At 72.5% G+C, this 15,101-nt stretch carries 9 protein-coding genes and 2 pseudogenes; 10 read left to right on the top strand and 1 reads right to left on the bottom strand.

Annotation, left to right across the window (positions count from 1 at the left end; genetic code table 11):
* The first annotated feature begins 6 nt into the window (after positions 1–6).
* Positions 7–363 carry a YciI family protein gene (locus DSZ44_RS16170; RefSeq protein ID WP_181424691.1) on the top strand — a complete coding sequence of 119 codons (357 nt, stop codon included), beginning with the start codon at positions 7–9 and terminating at the stop codon, positions 361–363.
* A 2-nt stretch (positions 364–365) separates the two neighbouring features.
* Positions 366–1,640, top strand: a complete 1,275-nt coding sequence (locus DSZ44_RS16165) for an RNA polymerase sigma factor (protein WP_110853664.1) — start codon at positions 366–368, stop codon at positions 1,638–1,640.
* An 8-nt stretch (positions 1,641–1,648) separates the two neighbouring features.
* Here the strand turns inward: DSZ44_RS16165 and DSZ44_RS16160 are convergent, their stop codons facing one another.
* Complete coding sequence (locus tag DSZ44_RS16160) at positions 1,649–2,362, bottom strand: SDR family oxidoreductase (RefSeq protein ID WP_110853663.1); 714 nt, start codon at positions 2,360–2,362, stop codon at positions 1,649–1,651.
* Positions 2,363–2,452: 90 nt separating this feature from the next.
* Between DSZ44_RS16160 and DSZ44_RS16155 the strand changes: the two are divergent.
* The 8 genes and pseudogenes from DSZ44_RS16155 to DSZ44_RS16115 all read left to right on the top strand — a co-directional run.
* A pseudogene (locus DSZ44_RS16155) lies at positions 2,453–3,352 on the top strand (LysR family transcriptional regulator); the annotation flags it as partial.
* Between the two features lie 104 nt (positions 3,353–3,456).
* Entirely contained in the window at positions 3,457–4,029 is a 573-nt protein-coding gene (locus DSZ44_RS16150; protein WP_110853662.1) for a thymidine kinase, read from the top strand.
* Positions 4,030–4,121: 92 nt separating this feature from the next.
* A complete protein-coding gene (locus tag DSZ44_RS16145; protein WP_181424690.1) occupies positions 4,122–4,865 on the top strand; it encodes a DUF1345 domain-containing protein in 744 nt (247 codons plus the stop codon).
* Between the two features lie 86 nt (positions 4,866–4,951).
* Complete coding sequence (locus DSZ44_RS16140) at positions 4,952–8,422, top strand: bifunctional proline dehydrogenase/L-glutamate gamma-semialdehyde dehydrogenase (RefSeq protein ID WP_110853660.1); 3,471 nt, start codon at positions 4,952–4,954, stop codon at positions 8,420–8,422.
* A gap of 280 nt (positions 8,423–8,702) precedes the next feature.
* Positions 8,703–10,538, top strand: coding sequence for an ABC transporter family substrate-binding protein (locus DSZ44_RS16135; RefSeq protein WP_110853659.1), 1,836 nt, complete (start codon positions 8,703–8,705; stop codon positions 10,536–10,538).
* Between the two features lie 194 nt (positions 10,539–10,732).
* Positions 10,733–12,256 (top strand): ABC transporter permease, encoded by a 1,524-nt coding sequence (locus tag DSZ44_RS16130; RefSeq protein ID WP_110853658.1) that lies wholly within the window; start codon positions 10,733–10,735, stop codon positions 12,254–12,256.
* Positions 12,257–12,362: 106 nt separating this feature from the next.
* Entirely contained in the window at positions 12,363–13,337 is a 975-nt protein-coding gene (locus DSZ44_RS16125; protein WP_110853657.1) for an ABC transporter permease, read from the top strand.
* Positions 13,337–15,099, top strand: a pseudogene (locus DSZ44_RS16115) (ABC transporter ATP-binding protein). Before DSZ44_RS16125 ends, DSZ44_RS16115 begins: the two are co-directional and overlap by 1 nt.
* The last annotated feature ends 2 nt before the right edge of the window (positions 15,100–15,101 follow it).

Raw genomic sequence — 15,101 nt, 5'->3', positions numbered from 1 at the left:
ACGACGATGAAGTACCTGGTCATGCTGATCGGTGACGGCGACCTGCCGCCCTGGGACACGCTGAGCCCCGAGGAGCAGGGAGCAGCGATGCAGCGCTTCGCGGACTTCGACGCCGCGTGCGAGGCGCGCGACGGGGTGCAGATCCTCGCGGGGGAGGCGCTGGGTCAAGGGCCGGGTGCCGCCACGGTGATGAGGACTCGCGCCGGGAAGGTGACGCTCACCGAGGGGCCGTACGCCGAGGTGCTCGAGGGGCTCGGCGGCTTCTACCTCGTCGAGGTGCCCGACCTCGACGTCCTCGTCGACCTGCTCACCGCCCTGCCCCCGTACGACATCCAGCTCTCGCCGGTCGTCGACCCCTACTGACCGTGACGGGCGGCGTCCTCGACGAGGTCTGGCGGTCCCACTGGGGCCGCCTCCTCGGGCACCTGGTCCATCGGTTCGGGCGCCCGGACCTCGTCGAGGACGCGCTCGCCGACGCCTTCGCCGAGGCGGCCTCCCGCTGGCCCGCTGAGGGCGTCCCGGACAACCCGGCCGGCTGGGTGCACGCCGTCGCCCACCGCCGGGTGGTCGACGCCCTGCGCCGCGAGGGCACCGCCCGCGCCAAGGCGCACCTCCTCGTGGACGAGGACGCCGTGCCCCCCGCCGACGGGCCGGAGCCCCCCGGCGCCGACACCGACGACCGGCTGGCCCTCCTCTTCATGGTGACCCACCCCGCGCTCGCCGAGGAGGTCCGCCCGGCGCTCGCGCTCCGCTTCGTCCTCGGCGTGCCGACGGCGGACATCGCGCGGCTCTTCCTCGTCCCCCAGGCGACGATGGCGGCCCGGCTCACCCGGGCCAAGCGCCGGCTCGCGACGGCGGGGATCCCGTTCGCCGTGCCGGACCCGGCCGAGTGGCCCGACCGGCTCGACGACGTCGCCCGGGCCGTCTACCTCGCCTTCACCGCCGCGTACGCCCCCGCCGGGGGAGAGGACGTCGTGCGTGTCAGCGAGGCCGGTGAGGCGGTGCGGCTGGCCGGGCTCGCCGCCGACCTGCTTCCCGGGCAGCCCGTGCTCGAGGCGCTCGCGGCCCTGCTCACGCTCCAGCACGCGCGCCGGGACTCCCGCGTTACGCCCGGCGGCCACCCGGTGCGCCTCGCCGACCAGGACCGCAGCCGCTGGCGGCGCGAGGAGATCGACGCCGGCCTGCACCGGCTCACCGCGCTCACCCCCACCGCCGGGCTGGCGGAGGAGCTGCGCCTCCAGGCGCTCGTGGCGGCCTTCCACGACACCGCGGCGACCCACTCGGACACCGACTGGGCCGCGATCGCCCGCACGTACGCGCGGCTGGAGGCCCTCACCGGCTCGCCCGTGGTCCGGCTCAACCGGGCGGTCGCCGTGGGGGAGGCGTCCGGACCGATGGCTGGGCTCGCGGTCCTGCGCGCCGCGGCGGACCGGCTGCCCGGCCACCACCGGGTCGCCCTCGTGCGCGCGGAGCTGCTCCGCCGCGACGGGCGGCAGGCGCTCGCCGCGGTCGCGTACGACGACGCTCTCGCCGCCTGCCCCGCCGGCGTGGAGCGGCAGCACCTCCTCGAGCGCCGCGCGAGCCTCGCCGCCGACGGGAGCGCGGGCGCCGACGACGGTGGCCCCCGCTCCCGAGCGTGAGCCGCGGCTCACCAGGGGACGGAGCCCGCGTCGTCGAAGAAGCCGCCCCGGGGGCCGTCGTCGGGCAGCGTCGCGAGCCGGACCGCGATCGCGGCACCCTCCTCCGGCGTCCGGGTCGAGCTGTGGCCGGTGAAGTCCGTGGCCACGTACCCGGGGCACGCGGCGTTGACGATGATGTTCGTGTCCGCGAGGCGGCGGGCGTACTGCGCGGTGACGCTGTTGAGCATCGACTTCGACGGCGCGTACGCGGCCATCTGCGGGCCGGTCTGCAGCGTCAGCGACCCCATGTTGCTCGACATGTTGACGATCCGCGGCGCGTCCGAGCACCGCAGGAGAGGGAGCATCGCGTTGGTCACGCGGACGACGCCGAAGACGTTCGTGTCCAGGACCGTGCGGAGGACATCGAGGTCGAGCGTCGTGGGGTCCTGCGCGCCGTTCTCCGTGCCGCCACCGATACCGGCGTTGTTGACGAGGACGTCCAGGTGCCCCGCGGTCTGCTCGAGCGTCGCGGCCGCGGCGGCGACACTCGCGTCGTCGGTGACGTCCAGAGCCACCCCGAACGCGTCGACGCCCTGCGCCCGCAACCGGTCGACCGCCTCCCTCCGCCGTCGCTCGTCGCGCGCCCCGACCCCCACCCGGAACCCCGCCGCGCCGAGCCCCCGCGCGATGGCGAGGCCGATCCCCTTGTTCGCACCGGTGACCAGTGCCGTTCTCGTCGTCATGTCCCCATCGTCAGGCGGCGGCGAGGACGGCGTCCAAGACCGATCCGATCTGCACCGATACCCACCGGGTATGGCGCGTACGGTGGGCCCATGAGCGACCTCGAGACGCGCGAGCTCCGCTACTTCCTCGCCGTCGCCGAGGAGCTGCACTTCGGGCGGGCGGCCGAGCGGGTCGGCATCGCCCAGCCACCGCTCTCACGGGCGATCCGCCAGCTGGAGCGCCGGCTCGGCGTCGAGCTCTTCGTCCGAGGCCCGCGCGGCGTGGTCCTCACCGACGCCGGGCGGGTGCTCGCCCGCGACGCCCGGGAGGTCCTCGACGCGCTCGGGACCGCGGTGCGCCGCACCCGGCGCGCCGGGGCCCCCGAGCGCCCGCTGGTGCTGGCCACGAAGGCCGGCGCCTCGCACGAGCTGCTGCAGCGCATCCTCCGCGCACTCGCGTCCCGCCCCGGGGCGCCGCGGGTGGAGGTGCTCCTCTGCGAGGTCGGCGAGCAGTCCGGCCTGCTCCGTGAGGGGCGCGCCGACCTCGCCCTCATGCACCGACCGGTCGACGACCTCGCGGGGCTCGACACGGAGGACCTCTGCGTGGAGAGCCAGGTTGCCATTCTTCCCGCGGCGCACCGCCTCGCCTCGCGGGAGAGTCTCACGATGGCCGAGGTCCGCGACGTCCCCGACCTGCCGATGGCCCGGTGGCCCCAGCTCGACGGGACCTACCCGCCCGGGCCCGGGCCGGAGGTCCGCTCCCAGTCGCAGATCTCGCAGCTCGTGGCGCTCGGCAGGACCCTGCTCGTCATCCCCGGCTCGAGCCGGGCGTGGCAGTGGCCCGACCACGTCGCGGTGCCCGTCACCGACGCCCCGGAGATCACCACGGTGCTCGCCTGGCGTCCCCGCCACCACACGCCGGTGCTCGCCGAGGTCGTCCGGACGGCGACCACGCTCCGCGCACCGGGCGGGGAGGTGGAACGTGGGGGACCTGGGCCCTCCCAGGACCCGAACCCCACACGCAGCCTCCGCGGTTCCGGAACCGGCCTGCGGACCGGGCACGGGGAGCGCCTCGACGTCCTGACGCGGGCGCCCGCCGCCTCTAGGGTGTGCCCATGCGCGGTGACGGGCCGGGGCGGCTGCAGGTGGTGTGCGGGCCGATGTTCGCCGGGAAGTCCGAGGAGCTGCTGCGGCGGGTGCGCCGCGCGCAGCTCGCCGGTCTCGCCGTCGAGGTCGTCAACCACTCCTGGGACGAGCGGCACGGCGCCGGGCGGGTGGCCTCGCACGCCGGGCTCAGCATCCCCTCCCGCGCGGCGGGCGACGTGCGCTCGTTCGAGGAGCTCCTCGAGGGGCGCACCCCGGACCTCCTCGCGATCGACGAGGCCCAGTTCTTCGGCACCGACCTCGTGCCCGTCGTCGAGGCGCTCGTCCTGGCGGGGACGACCGTCGTCGTCGCCGGGCTGTGCGTCACCTTCGACGGGCGCCCCTTCGAGCCGCTGCCCTCGCTCATGGCCATCGCCGAGGACGTCACCAAGCTCACCGCCGTGTGCGCGGTGTGCGGTCGGGACGCGCCCTTCCACGTGCGGACCGTGTCCGGTGACGTCGGGGACGCGACCGTCCCGGCCACCGAGCACGTCGGTGGCACCGAGGCCTACGAGGCCCGCTGCCGGCTCCACCTGCGGGGCTGAGTGGCCGGCACTGGGCAGGCCCGCGCAGACGTTCTAGATTCGGTCGCGGCGCCGGCGCGGCCGACGCGCCGTCATCGCGACGAGAGGACGCCGTGGCCCACCGGACGCTCGACCTGCCCCGCCGCACCCGCTGGCTCGCGGACGACCTCACCCGCAGCTGGCTGTTGCTGCCCGTCCTGGTGGCGGTGTGGCTCCTCCTGCACCTCGCCCCCGAGCTCCTACCCGGCGACGACGGCCCCACGGCGCTCGCCCGCGGCCTCGTCGTGTACGCCACGCTTCTCCTGGGCTACCCGGTCCTCACCGTCGTCGCCTTCGCAGGACTCTCCGGCGAGCGGCTGGCGCTCGCGCTGGGTGAGGCGCGCCGTCGCCAGCTGCGCCGGCCGCGCTGGCTGCGCTGGTCGCTGGCGTGGCGGGACGACGGTGTGGGCGGGGACGGTCCGTCGTGGCCGGTCCTCCTCGCGCTCGGCTCCCTCGCCGTCGCGGTCTGGCTCATCGTCTCGGAGTCGGTGCACGAGACCGGCGCCGTCGTCGTCACGAGCATCGTCATGAGTGCGCTCGCCTGGGGCGGCAGCCTCGTGGCCTACGCCGTCCACGTCGCCCGCCTCGACACGGTGGCCGGTGGCCTGCGTTTCCCCGGGGACGACGGCGCGGAGGAGCGCCACTTCTCGGACTACCTCTACCTCTCCCTCGGCGTCCAGGCCGCCTTCGGGCCGGCGGACGTGCAGACCACGACGCCGCGCATGCGCCGCACCCTGGCCGGCCACATGCTCGTCGGCTGGACCTTCAACACCGTGGTGCTCGCGGCGCTCATCTCCTTCCTCGTCGGCCTGAACTGAGCGCGAGTGCCGCCGCGGGGGTGCCCTCGTGGCAACCTGGGGGTACCGAACCAGCTCCCTGACCGGGCGATCCCCGAGGAGGCGTCATGACCGCGACCCCCACCGACGAGCGGCGGGACACCCCGCCGGACGTGGCCGACCTCGTGGAGGACGCCGTCACCCTCGCCGAGGCCTGGCTCGCGGCCACGGAGGAGGGGCAGACCCGTCAGGAGCGGGCCGCCTCCAGCCAGCTCGCCGCCCTCGTCAGCGACCCGGAGGGTCTGGACCTCGCGGTCAGCTTCGTCGACCGCGTCGCGCGCCCGGAGGACGAGGATGTCGCCGCCCGCGAGCTGTCCCGCATCTCCGCCGGCGCCGCCGGCTTCCTCGGTCCGGTCGACCGCACGCTCCTCGGGGCCGGGGCGCTCGTCGCCCCGCTCGCCCCCCGACTCGTCGTCCCGCTCGCGCGCCGGCGCCTGCGCCAGCTCGTGGGCCACCTCGTCGTCGACGCGCACGACCCGGCGCTGGCCGAGCACCTCGCCCGCGCCCGCCGCGACGGCTTCCGTCTCAACATCAACCTCCTCGGCGAGGCCGTCCTCGGGGAGGACGAGGCCCGCGCCCGCACCGAGCGCACCCGCGCCCTCCTCGAGCGCGACGACGTCGACTACGTCTCGATCAAGGTCTCCTCCCTCGTCTCCCAGATCTCCACCTGGGACACCGCCGGCACCGTCGAACGCGTCCTGGACCGGCTGCGCCCGCTGTACCGCACCGCCGCCGCCCGCAGCCCGCACGCCTTCGTCAACCTCGACATGGAGGAGTACCGCGACCTCGACCTCACCCTCGAGGTCTTCACCCGGCTGCTGTCCGAGCCGGAGTTCGCCGACCTCGAGGCCGGCATCGTCCTCCAGGCCTACCTGCCCGACTCCGTCGCGGCCCTCGACCGGCTCGTCGCCTTCGCGCAGCAGCGCGCGGCGGCCGGTCACGCGGGCATCAAGGTGCGCCTCGTCAAGGGCGCCAACCTCTCGATGGAGCGCGTCGAGGCCGAGGTCCACGGCTGGGAGCAGGCGCCCTACGCCACCAAGGACGACGTCGACGCCAACTACCTGCGCCTCGTCGAGCGCTCCCTGCGCCCGGAGCTGGCGGGCGCGCTGCGCCTGGGTGTGGCCTCCCACAACCTCTACGACGTCGCCCTGGCCCACCTGCTCGCCGAGCGCCGCGGTGTCACCACGATGCTCGACGTCGAGATGCTCCAGGGCATGGCCCCGTCGCAGGCGCGGGCGGTCAAGGAGGCCGTCGGCACCGTCCTCCTCTACACGCCCGTCGTCGCGCCCGAGGACTTCGACGTCGCCGTCTCCTACCTCGTGCGGCGCCTCGAGGAGAACGCCCAGCCGCAGAACTTCCTCCGCGCCCTCTTCGACGGCGACGACGGCGCGGGCGAGGCGTCCATGGCCGACCAGGAGGCACGCTTCCGGGCCTCCGTCGCGGCGATCGGCAGCGTCTCCGCCGAGCGCCGGCGCACCCCCGACCGGCAGCCGGCGGGCACGTCCTTCGACAACACCACCGACGCCGACCCGGCCCTGCCCGAGGTCCGCGCGTGGGCACGGGAGCGGGTGCGCGCGCAACCCGCGCCGCTCACGTCCCCGGTCCTGCGCACGACGGCGGAGGTGGACGCCGTCGTCGCCCGCGGCCGGGCCGCCCAGCCGGGCTGGTCCACGCGGCCCCCGGCCGAGCGGGCTGCCCTCCTGCGCCGCGCCGCGGACGAGCTCGAGGCGCGCCGCGGCGAGCTCCTCACCCTCATGGTCGCCGAGGGTGGCAAGACGATCGAGCAGGCCGACCCCGAGGTCTCCGAGGCCGTCGACTTCGCCCGCTACTACGCCGACCGCGCCCTCGAGCTCGAGCCCGGCGCCTCCCTCCACACCGACGGCGCCCGCTTCACCCCGCACGTGCTCACGCTCGTCACCCCGCCGTGGAACTTCCCGGTGGCCATCCCCATCGGCGGCGTGCTCGCCGCCCTGGCCGCGGGCAGCGCCGTCGTCATCAAGCCGGCCCCGGCCGTGCCCGGCTGCACCGAGACCGCCGTCGCCGCCCTGCACGCCGCGGGCGTGCCGGGCGACGTCGTCCAGGTGGTCCGCGCCGCCGAGAACGAGGTGGGCCAGGGGCTCGTCGCGCACGACGGCGTCGACGCCGTCGTGCTCACCGGTGCGGCCGACACCGCCGAGCTCTTCTGCTCGTGGCGCACCGGCCGGCCCGCGGGGCCGCGCGTGCTCGGCGAGACGTCCGGGAAGAACGCCCTGGTCATCACGCCCGCCGCGGACTACGACCTCGCCGTCGCCGACCTCGTCAAGAGTGCCTTCGGGCACTCCGGACAGAAGTGCTCGGCGGCGTCGATCGCGATCCTCGTCGGGTCCGCCGGCCGTTCCGAGCGGCTGATGCGCCAGCTCGTCGACGCCGTGCGCTCCCTGCGGGTGGGCTGGCCCACGGGGCTGGCCGCGACGATGGGCCCGGTCATCGAGCCGCCCACCGGCAAGCTGCGCCGCGCCCTCACCACCCTGGAACCGGGGGAGCACTGGCTCGTGGAGCCCCGACAGCTGGACGGGACCGGGCGGCTGTGGTCCCCGGGCCTCAAGGACGGTGTCGCTCCCGGCTCCTTCCTCCACCTCACCGAGTGCTTCGGGCCGGTCCTGGGCATCATGCGCGCCGAGACCCTCGAGGAGGCGATCGAGCTGCAGAACGCCACCGCCTACGGCCTCACCGGCGGCCTGCACTCCCTGGACGAGGAGGAGATCGACCGCTGGCTCGAGCGCGTCGAGGTCGGCAACGCCTACGTCAACCGGCACATCACCGGCGCCATCGTCCAACGCCAGTCCTTCGGCGGGTGGAAGTCCTCCGCCGTCGGCCCCGGCGCCAAGGCCGGTGGCCCGAACTACGTCGCCCAGCTGGGGGAGTGGGCGATGGACGGGCTGCCGGTGCGCACCGCGCCGCCGTCCGCGGCGGTGCGCGCCGCGCTCGCCGACTACGCCGGGCTCGTGCCGGACGCCGCCGAACGGACCTGGCTCGAGAGTGCCGCGGGGTCCGACGCCGCGGCGTGGGAGGCCGAGATCGGCCACGCGCAGGACCACACCGGGCTGCGTGCCGAGTCCAACGCCTTCCGCTACCGGCCGGCGCCGCTGACGGTGCGCACCGTGCCCGGCGCGGCCCCGGTCGAGCTGCTCCGGGTGCTCCTCGCGGGTGTGGCGGCGGGCGCGGACGTCCGCGTCAGCCTCGACCCGGTGACGAGCGCGGCCCTCCGCGCGCTGCGCGGGCCGCGGACGCACGCCGGGCTGCGCCGGCTGGGCGGGCACGTCACCCGGGCGGAGACGGAGGCGCAGTTCCTCGCGCGCGTGCGCGAGGAGGGGCTGGAGCGGGTGTGCGTCGTCGGCCCCGACGCCGGCGCGCTCGTCGACGCCCTGTGGTCACCGCAGGTGACGGTCCTCGCCGGCCCGGTGCTCGCCACCGGCCGGCGCGAGCTCCTCGCCGTCGTGAGGGAGCAGGCCGTCTCACGCACGCGCCACCGATTCGGCCACCTCCCCGCCGGCGCGTAGCTCACCCCCCGTCCGTACGTGCGGGACAGGCGCGGCTGCGGTGGCGAACTGGCCGCGGATTTCCGGCCCATGCGGGTACGGGCAGGGTGGGGGTCCACATAGTGAGATCTTCCCCACAGCCTGTCTCAAGTCCATAACGAAACGGTTGCCGGGTTGTTTCGTCCCTCGTATGTGCCACTGACCGGTGTGTACCGTGACGGCACCTCGGCGTGCACCGCGGCACGGCTACCGGGTACCCCCGGCGCAGCCCGCGGTCACGTCCCAGCATCCAGGAGGAACATTGAAGATCAGGCGTACGGCCCAGGCTGCCGCCGTGGTGGCGGCAGGTTCGCTCGTCCTCGCGGCGTGCACCAGCCCCAGCGACGACGAGACCACGGGCGACGGCGGCGACAACGCCACCGAGGAGACCACCGACTCCGGCGAGGCCAGCTCCACGGCCAAGGAGGACCTGGGCGACGTCCAGACCGTCGAGGGTGACATCTTCTACTCGACCGGCCAGGACGAGTTCACCGGCTACAACTCCCTGACGGCGGACACGTACAGCACGTACAACAACGTCATCATGGACCGCATCCGTCCCGAGGGCTTCTTCTACTTCGGCACCGACGGCACCATCTACGAGAACGAGGAGTTCGGCACCGCCGAGGTCACCTCCGAGGACCCGCTGACGATCGAGTACACCGTCGCCGACGACGCCGTGTGGTCGGACGGCAACGCGATCGACTACGCGGACTTCCTCTTCGAGTGGGCGTCGCAGAACCCGGAGTGGCTCTCCCCGGACCCGGAGAGCCCCGTGTTCAACCACGTCTCGGGAACCGACTACACCCAGACCAACGTGCCGACCGGCCCGCAGGCCGACAGCTTCGACGCCAAGAGCTTCACGGTCGAGTACGCCGAGCAGTACCCGGACTGGCGTCTCGTCACCGGTGCCTACCTGCTGCCCGCGCACGTCGTGGCCGAGCAGATCGGCATCAGCGAGGAGGAGCTCGTCCAGGCCATCCTCGACGAGGACGTCGACATCCTCACCCAGGCCGCGGAGTTCTGGAACGAGGGCTGGCTCTCCAGCCCCGGTGAGGTCCCCGCCCCGGAGATCGCGCCGTCCGGCAGCCGGTACCAGTTCATGGAGGGTGGCTGGACCGCTGGTCAGTCGATCACCCTCGAGGCGAACCCCAACTACTGGGGCACCCCGGCCGCGACCGAGAACATCACCTTCCGCTTCCTCGACGCCTCCGGCCACAACCAGGCCCTGCAGAACGGTGACCTCAACATCATCGAGCCGCAGGCCACCGTCGACACGCTGCCGCAGCTCGAGGGTCTCGGCGACGCCGTCGAGATCGAGACGGGCGCCGAGCTCACCTGGGAGCACCTCGACTTCAACTTCAACAACGGCGTCTTCTCCGACGACGAGGGCGGCCTGGCCCTGCGCGAGGCCTTCGCCTACTGCGTGCCGCGTCAGCAGATCGTCGACAACCTCATCACGCCGGTCGACCCCGAGGCCGTCGTCATGAACGCCCGCGAGGTCTTCCCCTTCCAGGAGAACTACGACGAGGTCATCGAGGCCTCGTACGACGGCCGCTTCGACGAGGTGAACCTGGACGAGGCCACCCGCCTCGTCGAGGAGTCGGGCATCGAGACCCCGATCGAGGTCCGCATCGGCTACTCGGCGCCCAACCCGCGCCGTACCTCCGAGATCGAGCTCATCAAGTCGAGCTGTGACCAGGCCGGCTTCAACGTCACCGACGTCGGCTCGGCGGACTTCTTCGCCAACGCGCTGCCCAACGGCGACTACGAGGTTGCGCTCTTCGCCTGGGCCGGCTCCGGCCAGATCGCCTCGGGTCAGAACATCTACTCGAGCAACGCCCCGCAGAACTACGGCGGCTACTCCAACGAGACCGTCGACCAGGCGTGGACGGAGCTCGCCGCCTCGCTCGACGAGAGCGTCCACCTCGAGCAGACGAAGGTCATCGAGAAGGAGCTGTGGGACACGCTCTTCGGCATCCCGCTCTTCGCGCACCCGGGTGTCATCGCCTACACGGCCGGCATGGAGAACGTCCGTCACACCGCCACCCAGAACGGTGTGGCCTGGAACGCGGAGCAGTGGATGCTCCCGGAGTGACCTCAGCTGAGGTGATTCTCACTCCGATCACCTGATGCACGCTGAATAGCCGGTGGGGCAGGGGGAGGTCCTCCCTCTGCCCCACTGGCCTGCGTGTACGGTGCCTTGACGTGAATTCTCGGCGCCTGTCCGAGTCCCACAAGGGCGAGGACTAGGCTGTCCGGGCTCACCCGGAAGACCCGAAGGGCAAGCTCGTGATCAAGTTCATCCTGCGCAGGCTGGGAATATCCTCCCTCGTCCTGCTCGGTGGGTCCGTCCTCATGTTCGTCCTGACCATCAACTCGGGCGACCCGCTGGCGGACCTGCGGGAGTCGAACGACCCCAACCGTGACAGCCTCATCGCCCAGCGCATCAACAACATGGGTCTGGACGACCCCTGGTACGAGCGCTACGGCGCGTGGCTCGCCGGTGTGGGCAGGTGCGTCGTCGGCTCCTGCGACCTCGGTGTCAACCGCGCGGGCATCCCGGTCATCGACCTGCTCGGCAACGCTGCCGCGGCGACCCTGCGCCTCGTCATCCTCTCGACGCTGCTCGCCATCGTCATCGGGATCGGGATCGGGATCCTCACCGCGATCCGTCAGTACTCGGGCTTCGACTACATCGTGACGTTCTTCGCGTTCATGATGTACTCCCTGCCGGTCTTCTGGGCGGCGGTGCTCCTCAAGGAGTACGGCGCGATCCGCTTCAACGACTGGATCGTCTCGCCCGACTTGGCGCTGTGGCAGATCGCCCTCGTCGCCCTCGTGCTCGCCGTCGTCATCGCCGGGGCACTCGGCGGTGACGCCCGACGACGGCTCCTCACCGGCGGCGCCACCTTCCTCTTCGTCTTCGCGGCGATGTTCTACTTCGACGCCGTCGACTGGTACCGCCAGCCGGCGCTGGGCATCGGCGTCGTCGCCGTCGCCTCCATCGGTGCGGCGCTGCTCATCGTCATGCTCAGCTCGGGCCTGGGGAACAAGAACGTCCTGTACGCCGCCCTCACCACCGTCGGCGCCGGGATCGTCTCCTACTTCGTCTTCTCCAGCCAGCTGGGGGAGCCCACCTGGGGCGTCCTGTTCGGGCTCTTCGCCGTCGCCATCGTCATCGCCGTCCTCAGCGGCGCGCTGTGGGGCGGGTACTCCCGCACCATGGCGATCTGGGTGTCTGTCGCGACCGCGACCGTCATGAGCCTCGTCATCGTCGTGGACCAGGCGCTGTCCGCCTGGGCCGGCTACCTCGGCTCCGTCCGCAACGGCCGGCCGATCTCGACGATCGGTGCCGAGACCCCCAACTACGACGGCACCTTCTGGCAGGAGTTCCTCGACAAGGGCACCCAGCTGCTGCTGCCGACGATCCTCCTCACCCTCGTGTCGGTGGCCAGCTACAGCCGGTACACCCGCTCGTCCATGCTCGAGGTGCTCGAGCAGGACTACGTGCGCACCGCACGCTCCAAGGGCCTCTCCGAGCGGGTGGTCATCACCAAGCACGCCTTCCGCAACGCGCTCATCCCGATCACGACCATCGTCGCCTTCGACTTCGCCGGCCTCATCGGCGGAGCGGTGCTGACGGAGACCGTCTTCGGCTGGAAGGGCATGGGCGAGCTCTTCCGGACGGGCCTGGTCCAGGTCGACCCCGCGCCCGTCATGGCCTTCTTCCTCGTCACCGGCACCGCCGCCGTCGTGATGAACATGCTGGCCGACATCGCCTACGCCTTCCTCGACCCCCGGATCCGGCGGTGAGCGCAGTGAGCGACGCAGACACCCGTACCAGCCCCGCGACCCGGAGGCAGCGATGAGAAGGTTCAGGAAGAGCAACCGGCCGGAGCACATCGTTCCGCAGCCCGGCATGCAGGGCGCCGACCCCGGCACCCTGCAGAACATCGACCAGCTGTCGGTCGAGGAGGACCTCGAGGGCAAGACCGACCGGTCCTACTCCCAGGGCCAGCTCGTGCTGCGGCGCTTCCTTCGCCACCGCGGCGCGATGGTGTCCATGGCCGTGCTGATCTTCATCACGCTGCTCGCCTACACCTCGATCGGCTTCGGGCCCCTCCCCGGCTGGTGGAAGCACGACTACACGTTGGCAGGCACCGTCACCGACGGCGGCAGGCCCTCGCTGAGCCTGTGGCCCTTCTCGATCGGCGACCAGCCCTTCGGGCAGGACAACGTCGGCAAGGACTACTTCGCCCTCGTCATGCGCGGCACCCAGCGCTCGCTCATCATCGCGTTCGTCGTCGGCATCGTCTCCACGGTCATCGGCACGGCGATCGGTGCGGCTGCCGGCTACTTCCGCGGCTGGGTCGAGGCCGTCCTCATGCGCCTCACCGACCTCCTCATCGTCATCCCGCTGCTCGTGCTCGCGGCCGTCCTGGGCCAGATCAGCGGCGGGTCGATCTGGACCCTGGCGTTCATGCTCGGCATCGTCACGTGGACCGGACTCGCCCGTCTCGTCCGCGGTGAGGTGCTCTCCCTGCGCGAGCGGGAGTTCGTCGCCGCCGCCCGGGCCGTGGGCACCTCGCCGCTGCGGATCATCGTCAAGCACATCCTGCCGAACACGCTCGGGACGATCATCGTGTCGGCCACCCTGGCGATCGCGGCGGCGATCCTCCTCGAGACCTCGCTGTCCTTCCTCGGCTTCGGTGTCGACGCGCCGGACACCTCCCTCGGCGTCCTCATCAACACCTACCAGGCGTCCTTCACGTCCCGGCCCTGGCTGTTCTGGTGGCCCGGCATCTTCATCCTCGGTATCGCGCTGAGCGTGAACTTCATCGGTGACGGGCTGCGCGACGCGTTCGACCCCCGGCAGAACAGGAACAAGGACTGATGACCACCACCTCCGAGCAGTCCAGCGGGCCGGTCCTCTCCTTCACCGACCTCGACGTCCGCTTCAAGACCGAGTTCGGCTCGGTCCACGCCGTCAAGGGCATCTCCCTCGAGGTGCACCCGGGTGAGGTCGTCGCGCTCGTCGGTGAGTCCGGCTCCGGCAAGTCGGTCACCTCGATGACGGCGCTCGGCCTGCTGCCGAAGAACGCCCGGACCGGGGGCGGCGTCGTCGTCGGTGACCAGAAGGTGGGCGAGCTCGACGAGCGGGACCTGCGCCGCATGCGCGGCAACGACGTCGCCATGGTCTTCCAGGAGCCCATGACGGCCCTCAACCCGGTGCTCACCATCGGCACCCAGCTCACCGAGGCCCTCGAGCTCCACGGCATCGCCTTCGGGCGGGCCGCGGACGAGCGCGCGGCCGAGCTGTGCGGATGGTCGGCATCCCCGAGCCGGAGCGGCGTCTCAAGCAGTACCCGCACGAGCTCTCCGGCGGTCAGCGCCAGCGCGTGGTCATCGCCATCGCCATCAGCTGCGACCCGCGCGTCATCATCGCCGACGAGCCGACGACGGCGCTGGACGTCACCGTCCAGGCCGAGATCCTCGACCTGCTGCGCTCCCTCAAGGACAAGCTCAACACCGGCATCCTCCTCATCACCCACAACATGGGCGTCGTCGCCGACATGGCCGACCGCGTCGCGGTGATGTTCAAGGGCAACCTCGTGGAGAACGGCAGCGTCGACCAGGTCCTCAACCACCCGCAGCACGCCTACACCAAGCGCCTGCTCGACGCCGTTCCCCACCTGGGCCGCGGCCGCGACCAGCTGGGCATCACGCACGTCGAGGCGCCGCCCGTCGAGGAGAACGAGGTCCACGCGCTGCGCATGGAGAACCTCGTCATCGAGTACCAGCGCGCCGGCAAGCCGCCCTTCCGCGCCGTCGACGACGTCTCCTTCTCGGTGCGCCAGGGCGAGGTCGTCGGCCTCGTGGGTGAGTCCGGCTCGGGCAAGTCGACGATCGGCCGCTGCGCGCTGGGACTCATCCCCGCGGCGTCGGGCACCGTCCGCATGTTCGGCGAGGACTTCGGCGCCCTCAAGCGTCGGGACGCCAAGTCGCTTCGCAAGCGGATCGGCGTGATCTTCCAGGACCCGGCCGCCTCGCTCAACCCGCGCCTGCCGATCGGCGACATCATCAGCGAGCCGATGGTCGTCCACAAGGTCGGGGACAAGAGCTCCCGCGAGCAGAAGGTCCACGAGCTGCTCGAGGCTGTCGAGCTGCCCCGCAGCGTCTACAACCGCTACCCGCACGAGCTCTCCGGCGGCCAGCGCCAGCGCGTGTCCGTGGCCCGTGCGCTCGTCCTCGACCCCGAGCTGCTGGTCGCCGACGAGCCCACCTCCGCGCTGGACGTGTCCGTCCAGGCGAGCGTGCTCGCGATGTTCACCGAGCTCCAGCAGCGCTACCGCTTCGCCTGCCTGTTCGTCTCCCACGACCTCGCCGTCGTCGACCTGCTCGCCCACCGGGTGGTCGTCCTGCAGAACGGCAAGATCGTCGAGAAGGGCAGCCGCGAGGACGTCCTGCAGAACCCGCAGGAGGAGTACACGCAGCGGCTGCTCGCCGCGGCGCCCGTGCCCGAGCCCGGCGAGCAGCGGCGCCGCCGCGAGGAGCGCCACGCGCTGCTCGCGTCCTTCGGCGAGCGGGTCACCGAGCTCCAGGTGGGCGGGGGCACCGTCGGCGCCGGGCCGCTGGACGAGTCCACCCGCGAGTAGCC

The organism is Georgenia satyanarayanai (assembly GCF_900116375.1).
Lineage (GTDB): Bacteria > Actinomycetota > Actinomycetes > Actinomycetales > Actinomycetaceae > Oceanitalea > Oceanitalea nanhaiensis.
Note: the sequence above shows the minus strand (reverse complement) of the source record. Positions and strands in the feature narration are given on the sequence as shown.